25 protein-coding genes and 1 other RNA gene are annotated in these 21,237 nt (G+C 63.3%); 11 read left to right on the forward strand and 15 right to left on the reverse strand.

All coding sequences use genetic code 11. The features are described from left to right. The first annotated feature begins 83 nt into the window (after positions 1-83). Entirely contained in the window at positions 84-509 is a 426-nt protein-coding gene (locus FJ936_RS15425; protein WP_140793042.1) for a hypothetical protein, read from the forward strand. 104 nt (positions 510-613) lie between these two features. Here the strand turns inward: FJ936_RS15425 and FJ936_RS15430 are convergent, their stop codons facing one another. Beyond that, complete coding sequence (locus FJ936_RS15430; protein ID WP_140793044.1) at positions 614-967, reverse strand: DUF1304 domain-containing protein; 354 nt, start codon at positions 965-967, stop codon at positions 614-616. 142 nt (positions 968-1,109) lie between these two features. Between FJ936_RS15430 and FJ936_RS15435 the strand changes: the two genes are divergently transcribed. Next, positions 1,110-2,594: a carboxypeptidase M32 gene (locus FJ936_RS15435; RefSeq protein ID WP_140793046.1), complete on the forward strand. Its 1,485-nt coding sequence runs from the start codon at positions 1,110-1,112 to the stop codon at positions 2,592-2,594. A 50-nt stretch (positions 2,595-2,644) separates the two neighbouring features. Here the strand turns inward: FJ936_RS15435 and FJ936_RS15440 are convergent, their stop codons facing one another. After that, entirely contained in the window at positions 2,645-4,444 is a 1,800-nt protein-coding gene (locus tag FJ936_RS15440; RefSeq protein ID WP_141906746.1) for an ABC transporter transmembrane domain-containing protein, read from the reverse strand. Between the two features lie 204 nt (positions 4,445-4,648). Here FJ936_RS15440 and rpmE point away from each other — a divergent pair, with 204 nt between their 5' ends. Further along, positions 4,649-4,870 carry a 50S ribosomal protein L31 gene (gene rpmE, locus FJ936_RS15445; RefSeq protein ID WP_010912060.1) on the forward strand — a complete coding sequence of 74 codons (222 nt, stop codon included), beginning with the start codon at positions 4,649-4,651 and terminating at the stop codon, positions 4,868-4,870. An 81-nt stretch (positions 4,871-4,951) separates the two neighbouring features. On the opposite strand, the gene FJ936_RS15450 is transcribed toward rpmE, so the two are convergent. After that, entirely contained in the window at positions 4,952-5,581 is a 630-nt protein-coding gene (locus FJ936_RS15450) for a TetR/AcrR family transcriptional regulator (RefSeq protein WP_140616624.1), read from the reverse strand. Between the two features lie 144 nt (positions 5,582-5,725). Here FJ936_RS15450 and FJ936_RS15455 point away from each other — a divergent pair, with 144 nt between their 5' ends. Beyond that, a complete protein-coding gene (locus tag FJ936_RS15455) occupies positions 5,726-6,202 on the forward strand; it encodes a DUF1772 domain-containing protein (RefSeq protein ID WP_015315239.1) in 477 nt (158 codons plus the stop codon). A 30-nt stretch (positions 6,203-6,232) separates the two neighbouring features. Here FJ936_RS15455 and FJ936_RS15460 read toward each other — a convergent pair whose 3' ends face one another. The 3 genes from FJ936_RS15460 to FJ936_RS15470 all read right to left on the reverse strand — a co-directional run bounded on the left by FJ936_RS15460 (position 6,233) and on the right by FJ936_RS15470 (position 7,875). Then, positions 6,233-6,553 carry a SelT/SelW/SelH family protein gene (locus tag FJ936_RS15460; protein ID WP_015315238.1) on the reverse strand — a complete coding sequence of 107 codons (321 nt, stop codon included), beginning with the start codon at positions 6,551-6,553 and terminating at the stop codon, positions 6,233-6,235. A 16-nt stretch (positions 6,554-6,569) separates the two neighbouring features. After that, positions 6,570-7,319: a YebC/PmpR family DNA-binding transcriptional regulator gene (locus FJ936_RS15465; RefSeq protein ID WP_023771706.1), complete on the reverse strand. Its 750-nt coding sequence runs from the start codon at positions 7,317-7,319 to the stop codon at positions 6,570-6,572. Between the two features lie 232 nt (positions 7,320-7,551). Then, positions 7,552-7,875, reverse strand: a complete 324-nt coding sequence (locus FJ936_RS15470; RefSeq protein ID WP_140616621.1) for a helix-turn-helix domain-containing protein — start codon at positions 7,873-7,875, stop codon at positions 7,552-7,554. Positions 7,876-7,926: 51 nt separating this feature from the next. Here FJ936_RS15470 and FJ936_RS15475 point away from each other — a divergent pair, with 51 nt between their 5' ends. From FJ936_RS15475 to FJ936_RS15485, 3 genes are read left to right on the forward strand one after another with little or no spacing between them, the layout of a single operon-like run. Further along, positions 7,927-8,409 (forward strand): SRPBCC domain-containing protein, encoded by a 483-nt coding sequence (locus FJ936_RS15475; RefSeq protein WP_140616620.1) that lies wholly within the window; start codon positions 7,927-7,929, stop codon positions 8,407-8,409. A gap of 16 nt (positions 8,410-8,425) precedes the next feature. Further along, positions 8,426-8,788 carry a hypothetical protein gene (locus FJ936_RS15480; RefSeq protein WP_140662616.1) on the forward strand — a complete coding sequence of 121 codons (363 nt, stop codon included), beginning with the start codon at positions 8,426-8,428 and terminating at the stop codon, positions 8,786-8,788. A gap of 24 nt (positions 8,789-8,812) precedes the next feature. Further along, positions 8,813-9,280 (forward strand): SRPBCC family protein, encoded by a 468-nt coding sequence (locus FJ936_RS15485; RefSeq protein WP_140793052.1) that lies wholly within the window; start codon positions 8,813-8,815, stop codon positions 9,278-9,280. 21 nt (positions 9,281-9,301) lie between these two features. Here FJ936_RS15485 and FJ936_RS15490 read toward each other — a convergent pair whose 3' ends face one another. The 4 genes from FJ936_RS15490 to ssrS form a co-directional block, all read right to left on the reverse strand. Further along, positions 9,302-10,069, reverse strand: coding sequence for a TerC family protein (locus FJ936_RS15490; protein WP_140712561.1), 768 nt, complete (start codon positions 10,067-10,069; stop codon positions 9,302-9,304). A 68-nt stretch (positions 10,070-10,137) separates the two neighbouring features. Further along, positions 10,138-10,962: a YmdB family metallophosphoesterase gene (locus tag FJ936_RS15495; RefSeq protein WP_015315231.1), complete on the reverse strand. Its 825-nt coding sequence runs from the start codon at positions 10,960-10,962 to the stop codon at positions 10,138-10,140. A gap of 63 nt (positions 10,963-11,025) precedes the next feature. Continuing rightward, entirely contained in the window at positions 11,026-11,613 is a 588-nt protein-coding gene (locus FJ936_RS15500; RefSeq protein WP_041163649.1) for a 5-formyltetrahydrofolate cyclo-ligase, read from the reverse strand. Between the two features lie 96 nt (positions 11,614-11,709). After that, positions 11,710-11,865, reverse strand: a non-coding RNA gene (gene ssrS, locus FJ936_RS15505) — 6S RNA. A gap of 136 nt (positions 11,866-12,001) precedes the next feature. Between ssrS and FJ936_RS15510 the strand changes: the two genes are divergently transcribed. The 4 genes from FJ936_RS15510 (at position 12,002) to msrB (ending at position 15,077) form a co-directional block, all read left to right on the forward strand. After that, a complete protein-coding gene (locus tag FJ936_RS15510) occupies positions 12,002-12,841 on the forward strand; it encodes a MoxR family ATPase (protein ID WP_140719974.1) in 840 nt (279 codons plus the stop codon). 84 nt (positions 12,842-12,925) lie between these two features. Then, positions 12,926-13,372 carry a GNAT family N-acetyltransferase gene (locus FJ936_RS15515; protein ID WP_140793063.1) on the forward strand — a complete coding sequence of 149 codons (447 nt, stop codon included), beginning with the start codon at positions 12,926-12,928 and terminating at the stop codon, positions 13,370-13,372. Positions 13,373-13,378: 6 nt separating this feature from the next. Continuing rightward, the gene (locus FJ936_RS15520) at positions 13,379-14,569 is read left to right on the forward strand and encodes a VWA domain-containing protein (RefSeq protein WP_140793054.1); all 1,191 of its coding nucleotides are present in this window, start codon (positions 13,379-13,381) and stop codon (positions 14,567-14,569) included. A 103-nt stretch (positions 14,570-14,672) separates the two neighbouring features. After that, positions 14,673-15,077, forward strand: a complete 405-nt coding sequence (gene msrB / locus FJ936_RS15525; RefSeq protein WP_140793055.1) for a peptide-methionine (R)-S-oxide reductase MsrB — start codon at positions 14,673-14,675, stop codon at positions 15,075-15,077. A 60-nt stretch (positions 15,078-15,137) separates the two neighbouring features. Here msrB and FJ936_RS15530 read toward each other — a convergent pair whose 3' ends face one another. The 5 genes from FJ936_RS15530 to FJ936_RS15550 form a co-directional block, all read right to left on the reverse strand. Then, a complete protein-coding gene (locus tag FJ936_RS15530; RefSeq protein WP_140793057.1) occupies positions 15,138-15,437 on the reverse strand; it encodes a hypothetical protein in 300 nt (99 codons plus the stop codon). Beyond that, positions 15,438-15,878, reverse strand: coding sequence for a hypothetical protein (locus FJ936_RS15535; protein WP_140793059.1), 441 nt, complete (start codon positions 15,876-15,878; stop codon positions 15,438-15,440). 49 nt (positions 15,879-15,927) lie between these two features. Next, entirely contained in the window at positions 15,928-16,188 is a 261-nt protein-coding gene (locus FJ936_RS15540) for a DUF2312 domain-containing protein (RefSeq protein ID WP_015315223.1), read from the reverse strand. A gap of 159 nt (positions 16,189-16,347) precedes the next feature. Then, positions 16,348-19,806 carry a pyruvate carboxylase gene (gene pyc / locus FJ936_RS15545; protein ID WP_015315222.1) on the reverse strand — a complete coding sequence of 1,153 codons (3,459 nt, stop codon included), beginning with the start codon at positions 19,804-19,806 and terminating at the stop codon, positions 16,348-16,350. 289 nt (positions 19,807-20,095) lie between these two features. Then, positions 20,096-21,214 carry a branched-chain amino acid ABC transporter substrate-binding protein gene (locus FJ936_RS15550; RefSeq protein WP_015315221.1) on the reverse strand — a complete coding sequence of 373 codons (1,119 nt, stop codon included), beginning with the start codon at positions 21,212-21,214 and terminating at the stop codon, positions 20,096-20,098. Between the last annotated feature and the right edge of the window lie 23 nt (positions 21,215-21,237).

Below are 21,237 nucleotides of genomic sequence, written 5' to 3' on the forward strand. Positions count from 1 at the left end.
ACGCGACGGGACTGGACGACCCAAAATGGTCGGGAGGCGAGGCGGCGCGGCCGCTCTCCCTTCCCAGCAGGAGGAAGCGCACCATGCGCTCATCAGCATCTCTCAAGACTGCAACGCTTGCCGCAATTCTCATTGCCGTCCCGCTTGCCGGCGCCTATGCCGCGGGCCACCACAAGGGTGCTCTCGATGCGACCGCCCCCACCGACATGGCAGGCCCCCGTGTCGAGGCGCTCGTTCAGCAGGTCCAGGGTGTTCATCAGGGCATCGTCGACGCCAGGCAAGCCAACCACATCACCCCGGCCGTCGCGGAGCGCCTGGAAATGCGCACCGCCCGCATCAGTCAGGTCGCCGAGAGAATAGCCGCGTCGGATCACGGCAGGATCCCGGCCGCGCAATACCATGACCTGCTGCGCCGGCTCGACAATGTGGATCAACGTCTGATGGTCGACACCGGCAGCGGTTTCCTGATGGGTGATGGTGCCGACGGCGGGAACTATCCGAACGGCTGAGGGCTATTCCGGCCTGCAAACGTCCTGGAGGAAGGGACCCATTGACGCCTTCGGGACCCCAATCCCGCTGGCGTCCTTTTTCTTTCCTTACCAGCCCATCTTGCCTACCAACCGAGCCAGACCGCGACCAGGGCGACCACCGCCGGCACGGTCTGGATGTACAGGATCTTGCGGCCGACCGTCGCCGCGCCATAGAGACCGGCAATGGCCACGCACAACAGGAAGAAGACCTTGACCTGGAAACCGGCGGCGCCGAGGTAAAGCCCCCAGATCAGGCCGGCGGCGAGAAAGCCGTTATAGAGACCCTGATTGGCGGCGAGCACTTTGGAGGCGCCGGCGAATTCCGGCGTCAGGCGGAATGTCTTGTGCCCGCGCGGCGTGTCCCAAAGCACCATCTCGAGATAGACGATGTAGACATGGATCAAGGCCACCAGCCCGACCAGGATGTTGCCGATCATTCTGCTCCCCCTTCATCCGTCGCCGGCAGCATTTCATGCCCAACCTCGCTTGCGCAAGCTGCATCTGCCGGATGGCATCCGAGGGTTGCCAATGCTTTTGCGTTGGTGTCTTTTCGCCCCGTCCTCAACCACGGAAGCCGCCATGTCCTTTCACAAACTCGACGATCTCGGCCACAAGCTCGAAGCGCTTGAGCATGCGCTGGCCATCCTCGGCGCCGATGAGGCGACCCACATGGCCGTCGGTGGTGGCGAGAAGCGCGCCGAGGCGATGGCGGCCCTTGCCGGCATGTATCACACCAGGGCGACCGCGCCGGAAATATCGGACTGGATCGCCGCGGCCGAAGGCGAGGCATTGGACGATGAGCAGCGGGCGGCTCTCGCCGAGCTGCGGCGGCAATACACCAACCTGACCTGCCTGCCGGTCGAATTCGTCGAGCGCCAGACGACGGCGCGCATGCGCTGCGAGCAATTGTGGCGCGCCCTGCGCGCCAAGAACGATTGGGCGGGTTTTCAGCCGGCGCTTGAAGGCGTGGTGGCGCTGGTGCGCGACGAGGCCGCCCTGCGCTCCGACGTGCTCGGCCTTGCCCCCTATGACGCGCTGATGGAACAATACGATCCCGGCAATCGCACGGCCGACATCACGCCCGTCTTCGCCGACCTCAAGGCCTTCCTCAAGGGCTTCGTGCCGGAGGCGCTGGCGATCCAGGAAGCGCGGCTGCGCAAGCATCCGCTGAAGCCGCTTTCGGGTACCTATGCCATCGACCGGCAGCGCGAACTCGGCCTTGCCATGATGGCGGCGGTCGGCTTCGACCTGACGCACGGCTCACTGTCGGTGTCGCACCATCCGTTCTGCGGCGGCGTGCCCAGCGACGTGCGCATCACCACGCGCTACAAGACCTCGGATTTCCTGTCGGCGCTGATGGGCGTGCTGCACGAGACCGGTCATGCGCTCTACGAACAGAACCTGCCCAAGGCGTGGGCTCACTGGCCGCTCGGCAAGGCCCGCGGCATGGCAGTGCATGAAAGCCAGAGCCTGTTCGTCGAAAAGCAGATCGGCCGCAATCCTGCCTTCTGGCGCTGGGCGCTGCCGGTGGTGGAGAAGCATCTCGGCGAAGCCTGGTCGCTCGACGATATCCTGCCGCATGTGCATCGTGTCGAACGTGGCCTGATCCGCGTCGACGCCGACGAGGTGACCTATCCCTTGCACGTCATCCTTCGCTACGAACTGGAGCAGGAGCTTGTTTCGGCCAGCCTCGAAGTGGCTGATTTGCCCGAAGCCTGGGATGCCAGGATGCGCGACTATCTTGGTCTCTCGACCATCGACAACCCCGCCGACGGGCCGATGCAGGACGTCCATTGGCCGGGTGCCGCCTTCGGTTATTTCCCGTCCTATACGCTGGGCGCGATGATGGCGGCGCAGCAATGGGCCGCGCTGACGCGCGAGCATCCTTCAGCCGACGAAGATCTTGCAAAGGGGAATTTCGAGGCGATCAACGATTGGCGCCGCGAGAAAATCTGGTCGCAGGGGTCGCGCTGGTCGACGCCGGACCTGCTTGAGCGCGCCACCGGCGAGAAGCTCAACGCCACGTACTTCGTCAACCATTTGAGGCAGCGCTACGGCGGCTGAGATGCCGCCTGGGACGACAATTGTCCTTACGCCGAGGCGAACTGAACCTACTACTCCGCCGCGCCCCTGAAGGCGCTGGCGCCGGTCTCGAACTGCAGCTTGGCGAGCCTGGCATAGATGCCGCCCTTGGCGACCAGGCTCTGATGCGTGCCTTCCTCGACGATGCGGCCGCCATCCATCACCAGGATCCTGTTGGCCTTCAGCACCGTCGCCAGCCGGTGGGCGATGACGATGGTGGTGCGCCCCCGCATCAGCCGCTCGAGCGCGGTCTGCACCAGTGTCTCGCTTTCGGCGTCGAGGGCCGAGGTGGCCTCGTCGAGCAGCAGGATCGGCGCGTCGCGCAGGATGGCACGTGCAATCGCCACACGCTGGCGCTGGCCGCCGGACAGCGTCACGCCACGCTCGCCGACCTGGCTGTCATAGCCGTTCTCGAGCCTAAGGATAAACTCGTCGGCCAGTGCGTCCTTGGCCGCGGCCTCGATCTCGGCCTCGCTGGCGCCTGGCCGGCCGAAGCCGATATTGTCGCGCGCGCTCGCCGCGAAGATGGTGACGTCCTGCGGCACGATGGCGATGCGCTGCCTGACCGAAACGGGATCGGCCTCGCGCACATCGACGCCATCGATCAGGATCTTGCCGGTTTCCGGATCGTAGAAGCGCAGGATCAGCGAGAACACCGTGCTCTTGCCGGCACCCGAGGGGCCGACGATGGCGACCGTCTCGCCGGGCATGACTTGAAAACTCAGGCCGTGGACGGCGGCGCGATCGGGCCTCGCCGGATAGGAGAAGGACACATTCTCGAAGACGATCGCGCCCTTGGCAACCGCCGGCAGCGGCTTCGGATCGGCCGGCGCCTGGATCGCCGGCGTCTCGGCCAGAATCTCGGTCAGCCGTTCGGCGGCACCTGCGGCTTGCGCGAGTTCGCCCCAGACTTCCGACAGCGCGCCGAGCGCGCCGGCGGCGAACACCGAATAGAGGAGGAATTGGCCAAGCGTGCCAGGCGATATCGTGCCGTCGAGCACGTCGCGCGAGCCGAACCACAGCACCGCCACGACCGAGGAGAAAATGGTGAAGATGGCAAAGAAGGTGAGGAAGGAGCGCGCGAAGATCGAAGCGCGCGCTGCCTCGAAGGCCGCTTCCACCGCGCCCGAGAATCGTCCGGTGACCAGTCTCTCATTGGTGAAGGCCTGCAGCGTGCGCACCGCGCCGATCTGCTCGCTGGCATAGGCCGTCGCGTCGGCAAGCGTGTCCTGGGCCTGCCTTGACTTGCGCCGCACCGAGCGGCCGAAGGCGACCAGCGGCAGCACGATCACGGGGATCGCCCCGATGACCAGGCCGGAGAGTTTCGGGCTGGTGACGACCATCATGCCCACCGCGCCGAGGCCGAGGATGACATTGCGCAGCGCCACCGAAGCGGTGGCGCCTACCGCCGACTTGACCTGCGTGGTGTCGGCGGCGAGCCGTGACACGATTTCCCCCGACTGGGCGGTGTCGAAGAAGGCAGGCGACAGCGTCGTCACATGGGCAAAGACATCGCGCCTGATGTCGGCGACGACGCGCTCGCCGAGCGTGATGACGAAATAGTAACGGCCGGCCGACGCCGCGGCCAGCACGGCGGCCATCGCCACGAGGGCGCCGAAATATTCAGCGATGAAGGTGGTGCTGGCCGACGAGAAACCGTGGTCGATCATGCGCCGGACGGCCAGCGGCAGTGCCAATGTCGTTGCCGCGGCGATGGCCAGTGAAATAAGGGCGCCGATGACCAGCGTGCGATATCCGGCGATATACGGAAACAGGCGCCTGAGCGGCTTGAGCGAGCGTCGGCGCTCGTCTGCGCTGCTTGATTGCGCCATCTCGGTGTTCCTCTAGCCACTTCAGCCTATGCGCCTCAATATGCGCTTGCCGCGGCCTTGTGATTCAATTCCGGCTGATGTATAGGCACGCCGACCGTTTTAGAAGCCGTGGCTCCTCAATAGCTGCGGCTTCGAGTTTTAAAAAGAGGCGCATCGACGCAGGCTTATGCCCGTCCGCCGCGCCGGCAAGCCAGGAACAGAGCCATGAAGAGCGCAATCCATCCCGACTACCACACCATCAAGGTCGTCATGACCGACGGCACCGAATACACGACCCGTTCGACCTGGGGCAAGGAAGGCGATACGATGAACCTCGATATCGACCCGACCACCCACCCGGCCTGGACCGGCGGCCAGCAGACCCTGCTCGACCGCGGCGGCCGCCTGTCGAAGTTCAAGAAGCGTTTCGAAGGTTTCGGCCTCTAAGGCGAAGAGCTTTTTCGCGGATCAAGAGCCCGCCCTTGTGGCGGGTTTTTTGTTGCTTGGCCGAAGGCTGGGTCTTCGGCCCTATTCGGCCAGCAATTCCCTGAGTGCCATGCGCTTGTAGGCCGCGACCAGCCTGTCGCCCTCCTGCCTGTCGACCGAGATCGCCAGCCGCATGGCCGCCTCGCCCATCTGCCACACCAAGAATGCCGTCGTGTCGAGCGCCACCGGATCGGCATCGGGCCGCAGGCGCTTGAGTACCGCGATCAGAAATTCCGCGTTCGCGCGGCTGTCGGCGAGTTCGAGCTGGCGCAGCGCCTTGTCGGCCTGCGTGCCCGACCAGATGTCGCGCATCACCGGCTCGGCCAGGAACAGCTCGTAGTAAATATCGACCAGCTCCGAGAAAGCCTGCCGCAGGCCTTTGGCGTCGCTGACATCCCTGAGTGCCGCCGAGATACAAGCCTGGCTTTCCGCTGTGTAGCGTTCGGCCAGCGCCCAGACGATCGCCCTCTTGTCCGGAAAGAACTGGTAGAGCGAGCCGATCGACACCCCAGCCCGCTCCGCCACCTCGCCCATGCGCATTGCGTCGCTGCCTTGTTCGGCAATCAGCGCCGAGGCGGCGGCCAGCATGCGCTCGACCCGCTCGCGGCTGCGCTGCTGGCTTGGCGCCCGGCGCGGCGAACCGATCCGCTCATTGGTTTGCGTGCCTTCCATGACCGTCTCCAACAAACGCGCCCGGCAAAATCGCCGGGAACGACTTGACTTACAAAATACGAGGGTTTATCACGTTTTGCAAATGTGAGGTATGCTCACATTTTAGAGAGCAAACCGCCGCAACCGGCGTCTGGAGCAACTGAGATGATCAAGCTTCTTCCAACCCTCACCTTCATTGCCGCGATCGGCGCGGGCGTCGTCGGTGGCGTATTCTTCGCCTTTTCCAACTTCGTCATGGCGGCCCTTGCCCGGCTGCCCGTCCCAGCGGGCATCGCCGCGATGAATTCGATCAATGTCACGGTGATCACCCCGACCTTCATGACAGCGCTGTTTGGCACCGGCCTCATCTGCCTCGTTCTCATTGCCGCCGCTCTCTTGGGCTGGAGCCAGTCCGGCTCGTACTGGTTACTGGCCGGCGCGGTGATCTATCTGGTCGGCAACCCTATCGTGACCATGGTCTTCAACGTGCCGCTCAACGATGCTCTCGCCGCCGTCGACCCGGCCAGCAGCAACGGCGCTGCCGTGTGGGCGAACCATCTGAGCCAATGGGTGATGTGGAACCACGTCCGCACCGTCACCGCCATCGTGGCGATGGCGTGCTTTATCTTCGCATTGCTCTGAAGAGGTCTAACGAGACGCAAAAAACTCCGCTCAGGCGAGGTCTTTCTGCGTGTCACCCTTGTGGCCTTTGCGGTCGGCGTGACCGAGATCCCGATCCGGATCGATCACGTCGCGGACCAGCTGCTTGAGTTTGGCCGCGTCAGGGAAGCCGCCGTCGCGCTTGCGGTCCCAGACCAGCACATCGTTACAGGAGATGGTGAAGATGCCGCCGGTGCCCGGCACCAGCGTCACCTCGCCGAGATCGGTACCGAAGGTGGACAGCAGCTCCTGCGCCATCCAGCCGGCACGCAGCAGCCACTGGCATTGCGTGCAGTAGGTAATGCGGATGGCCGGCAACTGAGCTTTGCTCATATCGGACGACCTTCGCTCACGCCGCGCTGAGCTTCGCCATCGTCTCGTCGTCGACTTCGAAGTTGGCGTAGACGCTTTGCACGTCGTCATCATCCTCGAGCGTGGCAACCAGCTTCATCAGCGACTGCGCCCGCTCTTCGTCGACGGGGACATTGTTCTGCGGCTTCCAGATCGCCTTGACCGATTCGGCCTCGCCGAGCGAGGTTTCAAGCGCCTTGGACACCTCGCCGAGAGTCTCGAAGGCGCAATAGATCGTGTGGCCTTCCTCGTCCGATTCGACATCGTCGGCGCCGGCTTCGATCGCCGCATCCATGATCTTGTCGGCGCTGCCGGCCGAGGCCGGATAGTAGATTTCGCCGGCGCGGTCCCACATGAACGACACCGATCCGGTTTCGCCGAGCGCGCCGCCGGCCTTGGTGAAGGCGGCGCGCACATTGGACGCCGAACGGTTGCGGTTGTCGGTCAGCGCCTCGACGATCACGGCGACGCCACCAGGCCCATACCCTTCGTAGCGCACCGCTTCGTAGTTTTCGGCGTCGCCCATCGAGGCCTTGTTGATGGCGCGCTGGATGTTGTCCTTGGGCATCGACACCGCCTTGGCGTTCTGGATCGCCAGGCGCAGGCGCGGGTTCATCGATGGGTCCGGCGTTCCGCTCTTGGCGGCGACGGTGATTTCGCGCGCCAGCTTGGAAAACATTTTCGACCGCACCGCGTCCTGACGGCCCTTGCGGTGCATGATGTTCTTGAACTGTGAATGGCCAGCCATGGCACCCCTGTCGTGTTCGGCTAGAGCGTCTTGCCGCGAGATGCGTCATCTCGCCTTTGCAAAAGGCTCGAATTCAATTTCAGAGCGTCCCGATGCGTCCGGGTGAACGTACGGCGCCCTGTGTCGGAATGGCCGGCTTATAGATAAATCGGCTCAATTCGTCCAGCCGCGCCGCGTTGCCGGGCACTCGGCATGCGGCGGCCCGGCAAGCAGGCTTTGCCCGGCCTTTGTCCTACCCTTCCAGATCGGACTTCAGCCGGTCGATGATGCTGAGCGCATGGCCGGCATACTGGCTGATCCAGCGGTCGTGTATCTGCTTGATCGGCAACGCATTGAGATGGTTCCAGCGCTCGCGTCCGTCGCGGCGCGCGACGATCAGGTCCGCCTCCTCCAGCACCTTGAGATGCAGCATGACCGTGCAGCGGTCGATATCGGGAAAGGCTTCGCACAGCATGCCGGTGGTCTTTGGCTCGTCTTTCAACCGATCCAGCATTTCGCGCCGGCGCGGATGCGCCAGCGCCTTGAAAACATTGTCGTCCTGCGATCGGCTTGACATGTTATATTTTTATAACATAACGTTGGCTCGTTCAAGCAAGGAGCTGTGGATATGTCTCTTGGATTCAGCGTTTCAGGGCGCATCGGCAAACCGGTCGCCGAAGTCTTCGACGCGGTCGTCAACCCGAAGAAGCTGAGCGGCTATTTCACCACCATCGGCGGTGCCAGCGCGCCATTGGTGGCCGGTTCGGGTGTCGTTTGGTGGGGCAAGGTGCCGGTCGAGGTCGACGAAGTGGTCAAGGACAGCCGCATCGTGCTGCGCTGGGATGCCACCGACGCCGACGGCAAGCCCGCCTACAAAACCCGCATCGAGATGAATTTCGAGCCGCTCGACGATGGCGGCACCTTCGTCACCATCGCCGAGAGCGGCTGGCAGGAAGGCGCGGTCGGCCTGAAGAAGTCCTACCTGAATTGCGAGGGCTGGTCGCAGATGCTGGCCTGCATGAAGGCCTATGTCGAATACGGCATCAATCTGCGCGACGGCTATTACCGCAGCGAGATGAAGGGCGAACCCGCCAGCGAAAACAACATCTGAAAAACGGAGCCCAGTCATGACCGCGAAGATCACCGGCGGCATCAACATCGCCATGAAGGTGCCATCGCACCAGTACGAAGCGACGATCGCCTTCTACCGCGATGTCGTCGGCCTCAAGCCGTTCACAGCCAAGGCGCCGGCCATCGGTTTCGAGTTCGGTCCCAACAGGCTTTGGATCGACGAGGCGCCGACGATGAGCCAGGCCGAGATCTGGCTGGAGCTTTTCACGCGGGATTTTCCGGACGCCGCGGATCATCTGGCCAAGGCGGGAATTGTGCGTTGCGATGCCGTCGAGCCCTTGGACGCGGGTTTCCGAGGTGGTTGGATCACCAATCCGGCCAACATCATCCATATGGTGCGCGAACCCGACGCCTGGTGAGGGCGTGTTCGAAAGGAGATCGCCATGGAAATCCGTGAGACACCGACGGCCGAAGCCGCCATGCTGATCCGGCGGCCGGTCGCTGAGGTTTTCGAAGCCGTCGTCGATCCGGCGATCACGACCAAATTCTGGTTCACCCATGGCAGCGGCCGGCTTGATGGCGGCAAACCGGTTCAGTGGGAGTGGCGCATGTATGGGGTCTCGACGACCGTCGAGGTCAGCGAGATCGTCAGGCACAAGAAGATCGTCATGACGTGGAGCGATCCGCCGACCGCGGTGGTCTGGACCTTCACCGAAATGCCTGGCGAAGCGACATTCCTCGAGGTCCACAATTTCGGCTTTGCCGGCAATGGCGACGAGCAGGTGAAACAAGCGGTCGGCTCAACCGACGGCTTTGCGCTTGTGCTCGCCGGCGCCAAGGCCTGGCTGGAACAGGGCCTGACGCTCGGCTTGATGGGTGACCGCCATCCGAAGGGTGTTCCGGGGCACTAGGCTCGCCCCAGCCGACTAGTATCAGTGGCCGTCGCCGGTTTTCGCTTTCTTGCGCCGCCGCGCCAGCATGTTGAGCCCCTCGACCAGCGCCGAAAAACCCATCGCCGCATAGATGTAGCCCTTGGGCACATGATAGCCCATGCCGTCGGCGATCAGCGTCATGCCGATCATCAGCAGGAAGCCCAGCGCCAGCATGACGATGCTGGGGTTCTTGGCGATGAAGTCCGCCAGCGGTCCGGCCGCCAGCATCATCACGGTCACGGCCGCGATGACCGCGATATACATGATGGCGATCTCGTCGGTCATGCCGACGGCGGTGATGATGGAATCGATGGAGAAGACGAGGTCGAGCAGCAGGATCTGGAAGATCGCGCCGGCAAGCGAGATCTTGAGCGTTTCGCCCAGCATCGTGTCCTGATGGTCGTCGGGATCGACCGTGTGGTGGATCTCCTTGGTCGCCTTCCACACCAGGAACAGACCGCCGGCGATCAGGATCAGGTCGCGCCAGGAGAAGCCGTGGCCGAACGCCGTGAAGACCGGCGTCGTCAGTTGGACGATGACGGAAATGGTGGCGAGCAGCACTAGGCGCATGACCAGCGCCGCCGAGATGCCAAGACGCCGCGCGCGAGCTCTCTGCTCCACGGGCAGCTTGTTGGTGAGGATCGAGATGAAGATCAGGTTGTCGATGCCGAGCACGATCTCGAGCACCACCAGCGTCAGCAGCGCGACCCAGGCGGTCGGGTCGGAAACGAATTGAAAATGCGGCGCCAGGAATTCGATAAGCTGCATGGAGGTCGTCCCCTACGATCTAGAGCAGTGTCGCCGGCAATTAGGTACTGCGACCCCCTATATCAATGTCACGCCCAGAAGGACGGAGCCGTTTCTTCCAGCCTTGGCCCGCGACGAAACGGCGCGATCTTCTCGGTCAGCCCCGTGCGGTCGGAAATATCGACGCCGACGCCGCACAACGTCGCCGGTCCCGTCGCTGCCTCGAAACGCCCTTTCGGCACTTTCGACAGGAACCGGTTGAGCGGTTCTTCCTTGTCCATGCCGAGCGAGGAATCATAGTCACCGCACATGCCGGCATCCGACAGGTACCCGGTGCCGCCATTGAGGATCTGGTGGTCGGCGGTGGGCTGGTGCGTGTGGGTGCCGACGACGAGACTGGCGCGGCCATCGACAAAATGCGCGAAGCACATTTTTTCCGAGGTTGCCTCGGCATGGAAGTCGATCACCACCGCATCCGCCTGCTCGCCGAGCGGACAGGCGGCAAGCTCGCGTTCGCCGGCCTGGAAGGGATCATCGAGTTCCGGGTGCATGAACACCCGGCCCATAATGTTGGCGACCAGCACGCGCGCGCCGTTTTTGGCGATGTAGACACCGGAGCCGCGCCCGGGCGTGCCTTTGGGGAAATTGGAAGGCCGCAGGAACCGCTGCTCGCGCGGCGCGAAGGCCAGAGCGTCGCGCTGGTCCCAAACATGGTTGCCGGTGGTCACGACATCGCAGCCCGCCGCGATCGTCTCACGCAAGATCTCTTCGGTGATGCCGAAGCCGCCGGCCGCGTTCTCGCCGTTGACGATGACGAAATCGAGCTTGAAGTCGGAGATCAGGCCAGGCAGTTGTTCCCATACCGCGGTGCGGCCCGTCTTGCCGACCATGTCCCCGAGGAAAAGAAGTCGCATCTATGCCTGATCCCGAAAAGTTGCATGACTTTTCGGCAAAGATCATGCGTTTCAAAGAACTATCTACAATTTTGGCGCAAAGCGGCGCAACCCGCTCTCGGTGAGTATTTCCGGGATGACCACGTCATGGGGTTCGTCTGGAACTTGCGAAACTTCTTGGCAGTCGAAGGCTATGCCGATCAGCCGGGGCGCGAGCCCCTTGTCGACGAGCTTCGCGATCGCCCGGTCGTAATAGCCGGCGCCATATCCGATGCGGTGACCGCGCGCGTCGAAGGCGGCGAGCGGCACCAGCACGACCGAAGGATCGAGAACTTCGGCCTCGGCATGCGGCCCGACCGTGCCAAAGCCCATGTCGACCATCGGCGCGCCGCGAACCAGTTCGCGAAAGACGATGGTGGTCTTGTCGAGAATGGCAGGCAGGCAGAGCCGTGCGCCCTTCTCTCGCAAGGCGAACATCAGCGGCCTGACATCGACCTCCGAGCGCATCGGCCAGAAACCGGAGACGATCTGACCGGGCCCGATCTCCAGATGGTCGCGCGCCGTCTCCGCCATTTCGAGCGCAGCCTCCACCCGCCAGAATGCATCGAGACCGTCGCGGCGGGCGAGTGCCTCGAGACGCAGCTTTTTCTTCAAGTCTTTGGGAGAGGTCATGCGGCCAAGGTAGAAAAGGTCAGAGCTGTGCGGGGTCTCAAGTGCGACGTTTTCCACCGCATCATCCACCAAGATGCGTGGATACGTTGCGACAAGTGACGATCCACACAACCGGTGGAGAGAGCGATCCCGGGAACCTACAAAGTAGGTGGGCGCCGTGTGAGAAAACCCACGGGTCTTCCCAGGGACAGCTCCCTAAGGATCGTTAAGGCCCCGGGGAAAATGTTCTCCTGCCGGGAAGCACAGACCGTCCTGCCCAATATAGGCCGCTGGTGGCTCAAGCGCCAGTGACGCAGGCAGTCACGGCGGCTTTATTCGCCATCCGGCGCAACCCTTGCACAGCCGCGGCGGCGTCCTTACGGTCGCGACGACCAACCAAGGAGCAAAAATGCGTTTCGAAGGCACGGCGGCCTATGTCGCCGACAAGGATCTGATGGTGGCGGTCAACGCGGCGATCGCGCTGGAGCGGCCCTTGCTGGTCAAGGGCGAGCCCGGCACCGGCAAGACGGAACTCGCCCGCCAGGTGGCGGCGGCACTCGGCCTCGACCTGATCGAGTGGCACGTCAAATCGACGACGCGGGCGCAGCAAGGCCTCTACGAATACGATGCGGTGTCGCGGCTGCGCGACAGCCAGCTCGGCGATGTCAGGTTCAACGACATCAAGAACTACATCAAGCGAGGCAAGCTTTGGGAGGCATTCGCGGCCGACAAGAAGGTCGTGCTTCTGATCGATGAGATCGACAAGGCCGACATCGAATTCCCCAACGACCTGCTGCAGGAGCTCGATCGGATGGAGTTCTTCGTCTACGAGACCGGCGAGACCATCCGCGCCGCCGTTCGCCCGATCGTCATCATCACCTCCAACAACGAGAAGGAGTTGCCGGACGCTTTCCTGCGCCGCTGCTTCTTCCACTACATCCGCTTTCCCGACGTCGACACGCTGCACAGAATCGTCGACGTGCACTATCCCGGCATCAAGCAGAACCTGGTGCGCGCGGCTCTCACCCAGTTCTATGAAATCCGCGACGTGCCAGGCTTGAAGAAAAAGCCATCAACCTCCGAGGCGCTCGACTGGATCCGCCTGCTGGTCGCCGACGACATCGCGCCGGAGGATTTGCGCGCCGACCCCAAGAACGCATTGCCCAAACTGCATGGCGCCCTGTTGAAGAACGAGCAGGACGTGCATCTGTTCGAGCGGCTGGCCTTCATGGCGAGAAGACAGCAATAGGGCAGCGCTTTCCCCGGCTGTGGACCGTTGCCGCTGGCCGAAGAGAAGGTCAGCTTCGGCCAGAACCCTTCGGAGGAGAAAAGAATGTCTGAGATCGTTGTCCGCCCGCTCGCGCAATCCGACCACGTCGACTGGCACCGCCTGTGGACCGATTATCTGACCTTCTACGAAACCAAGCTGCCGGAAGAGGTCTATGCCATCACCTGGAAGCGGTTATTCACCGAAGGCGAGTTCGAGCCGAAGGGTTTTATCGCCACATCGGGCGGCAAGGCCGTCGGCCTCACCCATTATCTGTACCACCGCTCCGGCTGGTCGGAGAAAAACAACTGCTACCTGCAGGATCTGTTCGCCGACCCGGATGTGCGCGGAAAGGGCATCGGCGCGGCCCTCATTGAGGCGGTGAAGCACGAGGCCGGCAAAATCGGCGTGAAGAACGTCTACTGGATGACGCACGAAACCAATGCCACCGCCCGCAAGCTCTACGACCATGTCGCGCGCAGGACGGGCTTTATCGAGTATGATTTGTTGTAACCGGCCATGTTCATCCCCTTCTTCCTCGAGCTGAAGGCAGCGCGCGTTCCCGTCTCGCTCAGGGAATACCTCTCTCTGCTGGAGGGGCTGGACGCCGGGCTGGTCGATTACGACGTCGAGGGTTTTTATTATCTCGCCCGTGCCGCTTTGGTGAAGGACGAGCGCCATATCGACCGCTTCGACCAGGTCTTCGCGCATGTCTTCAAGGGCGTCGAGGCACTGGGCGGGCCGGATGCGGTCGACGTCGCCAATATTCCCGAGGAATGGCTGCGCCGGCTCGCCGAAAAGCACCTGACCGAGGAAGAGAAAAAACTGGTCGAGGCGCTGGGCGGTTTCGACAGGCTGATGGAGACGCTGAGGCAGCGGCTCGAGGAACAAAAGGGCCGCCACCAGGGCGGTTCGAAATGGATCGGCACCGGCGGCACCTCCCCCTTCGGCGCCTATGGCTACAACCCCGAAGGCGTGCGCATCGGCCAGAACGAAAGCCGCAACCGTCGCGCGGTGAAAGTCTGGGACAAGCGCGAGTTCCGGAATTTCGACGATGCCGTCGAACTCGGCACCCGCAACATCAAGATCGCGCTAAAGCGCCTGCGCCGCTGGGTGCGCGACGGCGCAGAGGAAGAATTCGACCTGCCCGGTACCATCCACGCCACCGCCGAGCACGGCTATCTCGACGTCCAGACACGGCCCGAGCGCCGCAACGCGGTAAAGCTCCTGATGTTCTTCGATGTCGGCGGCTCGATGGACGATCATATCAAAAGCGTCGAGGAGCTATTTTCGGCCGCCCGCGCCGAATTCCGACAGCTCGAATATTTCTATTTCCACAACTGCCTCTACGAAGGCGTGTGGAAGGACAATCGCCGCCGCCATGCCGAGACGATTTCGACCTTCGACCTCATCCACAAATATGGCCCCGACTATAAGGTCATCGTCGTCGGCGATGCCTCGATGAGCCCATACGAGATCGCCCACCCAGGCGGCTCGGTGGAACACTGGAACCCCGAGGCCGGAGCCGTCTGGCTCGGCCGGCTGCTGCGGCAATGGCCGAACGCGGTGTGGCTTAACCCCGAGAACGAGAAGAACTGGGGCTTTACCCATTCGATCGCGATAATCCGTGACATCTTCGACGGCCGCATGTTCCCGTTGACTCTGGCCGGACTGGAAGGCGCCACGAGGCAATTGTCGCGCAAACATTGAGATATCCGGAGCGGTCGGACTGGGCAGGTCTGTAACAAACCCCTATCTTGTTGCGAATATCCGGTTGCAACCAAGAACGAGCCGCCAAGGCTGAGGAGATCAAATGGACACCCACACTTACCCCGTCACCCGCACCGACGCCGAATGGCGCGCCCGGCTGACGCCGGAGCAATACGCCGTCATGCGCAACCATGGCACCGAGCGGCCGGGAAGCTGTGCCCTGCTCTACGAGAAGCGTGCCGGTACTTTTTCCTGCGTCGGCTGCGACCAGCCGCTGTTCCAATCCACGCTGAAATTCGAGAGCGGCACCGGCTGGCCGAGCTTCAACGATCCCGTGCCGGGCTCGGTCGAGAACACCGTCGACCGCAGCTACGGCATGGTCCGCACCGAATGCCATTGCGCCCGTTGCGGCAGCCACCTCGGCCATGTTTTCGAGGATGGCCCGCCGCCGACCGGCCTGCGCTACTGCATCAATGGCGTAGCGCTGAAATTCGAGCCGGCCGCCTGAACAAGGCGTCATGCTTGCCAAGGGCGGCTCCGGCCGCCCTTTTTCGTACGGGCAGCTTCGTCAGACGACGATCGTGGCGATCAGCCAGAGTGCTGATCCCAGCATGAAGAGCGAAGCCTTGGCACCACCGGCCTTGTCAGCCGTGCGCCAGACCGCCAAAGCCAGGAAGATGCTGTAGGGCACCGGTGCGAAATGCACCGCCAGGACGAGGCCGAGCGGCATCTTCAGCCCAAGCAGGATCAGCGCCGCGGCAGACGACCCAATATTGATCGCGGTTCCGACAAGCATCATGTCGCGCCAGAACAGCCGGTCGATCGGCACCTCGCCAAGCCAACGCGAGCGGAAGAAATCCGCGATCACTTACCCCTGCCTCAGCACTTCGGTCACGGCGCACTCGACCCGCGAGCATTCCGTCACCAGCCAGTCGGTCATGGCAGGCCAGTTGTCCTCGGCAAAGCAGTTGACGCGCCACATCGAATTGATGCCAAGGCCTTCGCAGCTTTGTTCCGGCCTGAGCTTCAGCCTGTCTTCGATCGCCGGCCGGAACGGCCCCAGCCGCGACCAGCTTTGCGTGGCGCCGAACTTCTCGTTGCGGCCGAAGAAGACGCCGACATGGTTCTGCGCCGGCGCGACATACATGGAAAGCACCAGAGCGAAATCGGGCAGTCCACGCTGCCAGAACCAGGGCCCGCGCCGCGCCAGCCGGGCTCTTTCTTCCGGATGCCGTTCGGCAAACAGCGACCAGAAGCCGCGATGGCGGAATTCCGAGGCGCGGCGGCCGCCGAAGTCGAATTCGCTCATGGTTCGAACCGTATCACCGGCAACCGCGTCGGGCACCGGCCGGTTAGCCTTACACCATGCCGAGGGCGGCCATGTACAGATCGAGGATGGCGTCCTCCTCCTGGCGCTCGGCCTGGTCCTTCTTGCGCAGACGGATGATGGTGCGGATTGCCTTGGTGTCGAAGCCGGTGCCCTTGGCTTCGGCGAAGACTTCCTTGATGTCGTCGGAGATCGTCTTCTTTTCTTCCTCGAGCCGCTCGATGCGCTCGATCAAGGCACGCAGCTGGCCGGCGGCAACAGTCTGGCTGGTCTCGGTGATATCGTCGGCCATGTTTTCTCCAAATCGGTTCCGCGCCGCGACTCGGGGAACGTGCCGCGACGAATTTCAGCGGTTCGATGCCCGACCGGAGCCGGCGGGTCAAGCCGTTATCGAACAGCTCGCCAAGGCCTGCCGTCATGAGCCGACAGCCTGCCCGTTCCTTGCGAGCTCTCAGTTGAAGGCGATCAGGAGATCCTTCGCATCGATCTGATCGCCGGCCTTCACCAGCACCTCGGCGACCGTCCCGTCGCGCTCGGCGTGCAGCGCCGTCTCCATCTTCATCGCTTCGATGGAGAGCAGCACGTCGCCGGCCTTGACCGCCTGGCCGGCGGCGACCGAAAGTGCGGAGACCACACCCGGCATCGGCGCCCCGACATGCGCCTCGTTGCCGGGCTCCGCCTTGCGACGCGCCTTGGCCGCCGACGCGCCATGCGCGCGATCGGGCACCTTCACGCGCCGCGGCTGGCCGTTGAGCTCGAAGAACACCGTGACCATGCCCTTGTCGTCGACATCGCCGAACGCCTGGCAGCGCACGACCAAGGTCTTGCCCCTTTCGATATCGACGAAAATCTCGTCTTCCGATTTCATGCCGTAGAAATAGGTCGGCGTCGGCAGAACGCTGACCGGGCCGTAGGTCTCCTGCGCGGCGACGAAGTCGGAAAACACCTTCGGATACATCAGCCACGAGGCAAACTCGTATTCCGACAGCTTGCGCTCGAGCTTGTCCTCGATCTCCTTGCGGCTCTTCTCGAGGTCGGCCGGCTTGAGCAACGAGCCGGGCCGCGCCGTGATCGGCTTGTCGCCCTTGAGTGCCTTCTTCTGCAACGCCTGCGGCCAGCCGCCAGGGGATTGGCCAAGATCGCCGCGCAGCATCGAAACCACCGAGTCCGGGAAGGCGATGTCGCGGGCCGGGTTCTCGACATCGGCAACGGTCAGGTCCTGGCTCACCATCATCAGCGCCATGTCGCCCACGACCTTGGAGGACGGCGTCACCTTGACGATGTCGCCGAACATCAGGTTGACGTCGTGATAGGTCTGCGCCACCTCGTGCCAGCGTGTCTCCAGCCCCAGCGAACGCGCCTGTTCCTTCAAATTGGTGAACTGCCCCCCCGGCATTTCGTGCAGGTAGACCTCGGAAGCCGGGCCTTTCAGGTCGCTCTCGAAAGCAGCGTACTGATTGCGAACGGCTTCCCAGTAGAACGAGATCTTTCGGATCCATTGCGGGTCGAGGCCTGGATCGCGCTCGGTGCCTTTCAGCGCTTCGACGATTGAACCCAGGCACGGCTGCGAGGTGTTGCCGGAGAAGGCGTCCATCGCCGCGTCGATGGCGTCGACACCGCTTTCCACGGCCGCCAGCACGGTTGCCGCCGACAGACCCGATGTGTCGTGGGTGTGAAAATGGATCGGCAGGTCGGTCGCCTCGCGCAGCGCCTTGAACAGCACGCGGGCAGCGCTCGGCTTCAATAGGCCGGCCATGTCCTTGACGGCGATGATATGGGCGCCGGCGGCCTGCAATTCCCTGGCGAGCCCGACATAGTATTTCAGGTCGTACTTGGCCCTCGCCGGATCGAGGATGTCGCCGGTATAGCACATCGCCGCTTCGATCAGCTTGCCCTCGGCGCCGACCGCGTCCATGGCGACGCGCATGTTCTCGACCCAGTTCAGGCAGTCGAAGACGCGGAACAGGTCGACGCCGCCCGACGCCGCCTGCTTGACGAAATGCTGCACGACATTGTCGGGATAATTGGTATAGCCGACGCCGTTGGCGCCGCGCAGCAGCATCTGCAGCAACAGGTTGGGGGCGGCTTCCCGCACCAGCGACAGCCGCTCCCATGGATCCTCGGTGAGGAAGCGCATGGCGACGTCGAAAGTGGCCCCACCCCAGCATTCGAGCGACAGCAACTGCGGCAAGGCGCGCGCATAGGTGCCGGCGATGCCGGCAATGTCATGCGTGCGCACACGGGTGGCGAGCAGCGACTGGTGGCCGTCGCGCATCGTCGTGTCGGTGACCAGCACTTCCTTCTGCTCGCGCATCCAGGCGGCGAACTTTTCCGGCCCGAGCACGTCGAGCTTCTGCTTGCTGCCGCTCGGCACATTGCCGTTGAGATAGGGCACCACGGGCGGAGCCGCGTCGGCCTTTGGCGTCGGTCGGCCGCGCGTTTCGGGATGGCCGTTGACGCTGACGTCGGCCAGGTAATTGAGCAGCTTGGTGGCGCGGTCCTGGCGCTTGACCTGCTGGAACAGCTCCGGCGTCGTGTCGATGAACCTGGTCGTATAGGAATTGTCGGCGAAGCTCGGGTGATTGATGATCGCTTCGAGGAAGGTGAGGTTGGTGGCGACGCCGCGGATGCGGAACTCGCGCAGAGCGCGGTTCATGCGGGCGATCGTCTCGGCCGGCGTCGGCGCCCAGGCCGTGACCTTCTCCAGCAGCGGATCGTAGAAGCGGGTGATGACCGCGCCGGAATAGGCCGTGCCGCCATCGAGGCGGATGCCGAAGCCGGTGGCGCCGCGATAGGCGGTGATGCGGCCGTAGTCCGGAATGAAATTGTGTTCGGGATCTTCCGTGGTGATGCGGCACTGCAAGGCATGGCCGTTCAGCCGGATATCCCTCTGCGCCGGCACACCCGATTCCGGCGTGCCGATGGCGAAACCGTCGAGGATGTGGATCTGCGCCTTCACGATGTCGATGCCGGTCACCATCTCGGTGACGGTGTGCTCGACCTGGATGCGCGGATTGACCTCGATGAAGTAGAACTTGCCGGTATCCGCGTCCTGCAGGAATTCGACCGTGCCAGCGCCGATATAGCTGGTCTCGCGCGCGATCTTCAGCGCATAGCCGCAAAGCTCCTGGCGCAGGTCCTCGCTAAGGTAGGGCGCCGGCGCGCGCTCGACGACCTTCTGGTTGCGGCGCTGGATCGAGCAGTCGCGCTCGAACAGGTGGACTGCATTGCCGTGTGTGTCGCCAAGCACCTGCACCTCGACGTGGCGGGCGCGCTCGATCAGCTTTTCGAGATAGACCTCGTCCTTTCCGAAGGCGGCCTTCGCCTCGCGCTTGCCTTCCATGACCTCGCGGGCGAGGTCGGCCTCGGAGCGAATGGCGCGCATGCCGCGGCCACCGCCACCCCACGAGGCTTTCAGCATGACCGGATAACCGACCGTCTTCGCGAGTTCCTTGACCGCCTCCATATCGTCCGGCAACGGATCGGTCGCCGGCACCACGGGCACGCCGACCTCGATGGCTAGATTGCGCGCGGCAACCTTGTTGCCCAGCCGGCGCATCGTGTCGGGCTTGGGACCGATGAACGTGATGCCTGCTTGCGCGCAGGCCTCGGCGAATTCCGGGCTTTCCGACAGCAGCCCGTAGCCGGGGTGGATGGCATCGGCGCCTGAAAGCCTGGCGACGCGGATCACCTCCTCGATCGACAGATAGCTCTCGATCGGACCCATGTCCTTGCCGAGATGCGGGCCGCGCCCGACCTGGTAGCTCTCATCGGCCTTGAAGCGGTGCAGCGAGTATTTGTCTTCCTCGGCCCAGATCGCCACGGTTTTGAGGCCCAGCTCGTTGGCCGCGCGAAAGACGCGGATGGCGATTTCTGACCGGTTGGCGACGAGGATCTTCGTGATGGCCAAGGACTGGGCTCCAGCAGCGGAAGGAACGGGAAATCGGGGCAATGATTAGCGCGAAAATGCTGCAGTGCAAACAAAATCGGTGCTGATTTAAACCGATTTAGATCGATTGTCCGGCCAACACTCGCATGCATCGGTTCGAACGGACGGAACAATGGCGACAATTTCGATCCTGGATGCGATCTTCCTGGTTAAGGAAGGCTCGCCGTGACGTAACCCCGCTGCCGCCGCGCATCAAAAGAAAATGCCCGGCGCGAGGCGCCGGGCATCGTTGGTTTCGGATCCGAATGAATTACGACTTCGGGAACCAGGAATACTTCCCGTCGTCCTTCTTCTTCCATTCGTACATGATGTAGCCTGGCAGCTTCGGATCGCCCTTGGCGTCATAGGCGAGATCGCCCAGAACGGTCGGGAACGGGCCGCTTTCATGCATCGCCTTGGCGACGGCCTGCGGATCGTTCGTCTTGGCGGCAGCGGCCGCCTCGGCGACCACCTGCACGGCGGCATAGGCGTAGAGCGTGTAGGCTTCCGGCTCGAAACCCTGCGCGCGGAACTTCTCGACGAGTTCCTTATTGGCCGGGATCAGGCGCGGGTCGGGGCCGAACGTGTTGAGGGTGCCGGCGACAGCGTCGCCCGCGATGGCGGCGAGTTCGTCCGTCACGATGCCGTCACCCGACATCATCGGGGCCTTGAGGCCCTGGTCCGCCGATTGACGGATGATCAGACCGGCTTCGGTATGCAGGCCACCCCAGTAGATCAGGGTGACGCCGGCTTCCTTCATCTTGGCGATCAGCGCCGAGAAGTCCTTGTCGCCGACATTGACGCCTTCATACATCACTTCCTTGATGCCGGCGGCGTTCATCGCCTTCTTGGTTTCGTCCGCGAGGCCCTGGCCATAAGGGGTCTTGTCATGGATCACGGCGACTTTGGCATCCTTGAAGTTCGCGGCGATATAGGCGCCAGCGATGCTGCCCTGCTGGTCGTCGCGTCCGCAGGTACGGAACACATTCCACAAGCCGCGCTCGGTAAACTTCGGGTTGGTTGCGGCCGGCGTGATTTCGACGATGTTGTTTTCGGCGTACACTTCGGAGGCCGGGATCGACACGCCCGAGTTGAAGTGGCCGATCACGAACTTGACGCCGTCGCCGACGAACTTGTTGGCGACCGAGATGCCCTGCTTCGGATCGGAGACATCGTCGCCGACTTCGAGCTTGATCTGCTCGCCATTGATGCCGCCCTTGGCATTGATCTCGGCGACCGCCGCTTCGGCGCCCTTCTGCAGCTGTGCGCCGAAGGCCGCGTTCGGACCGGTGATCGGCCCGGCGACGGCGAACATTACATCAGCCCACGCGTTGCCGCCGAACGCGACGAGCGCGGTCAGGGCCACGGCGGACAAAAGTGACTTTTTCATTTAAACGCTCCCATTAACGGAGT

It is taken from the genome of Mesorhizobium sp. B2-4-13 (genome assembly GCF_006658535.1).
Lineage (GTDB): Bacteria > Pseudomonadota > Alphaproteobacteria > Rhizobiales > Rhizobiaceae > Mesorhizobium > Mesorhizobium australicum.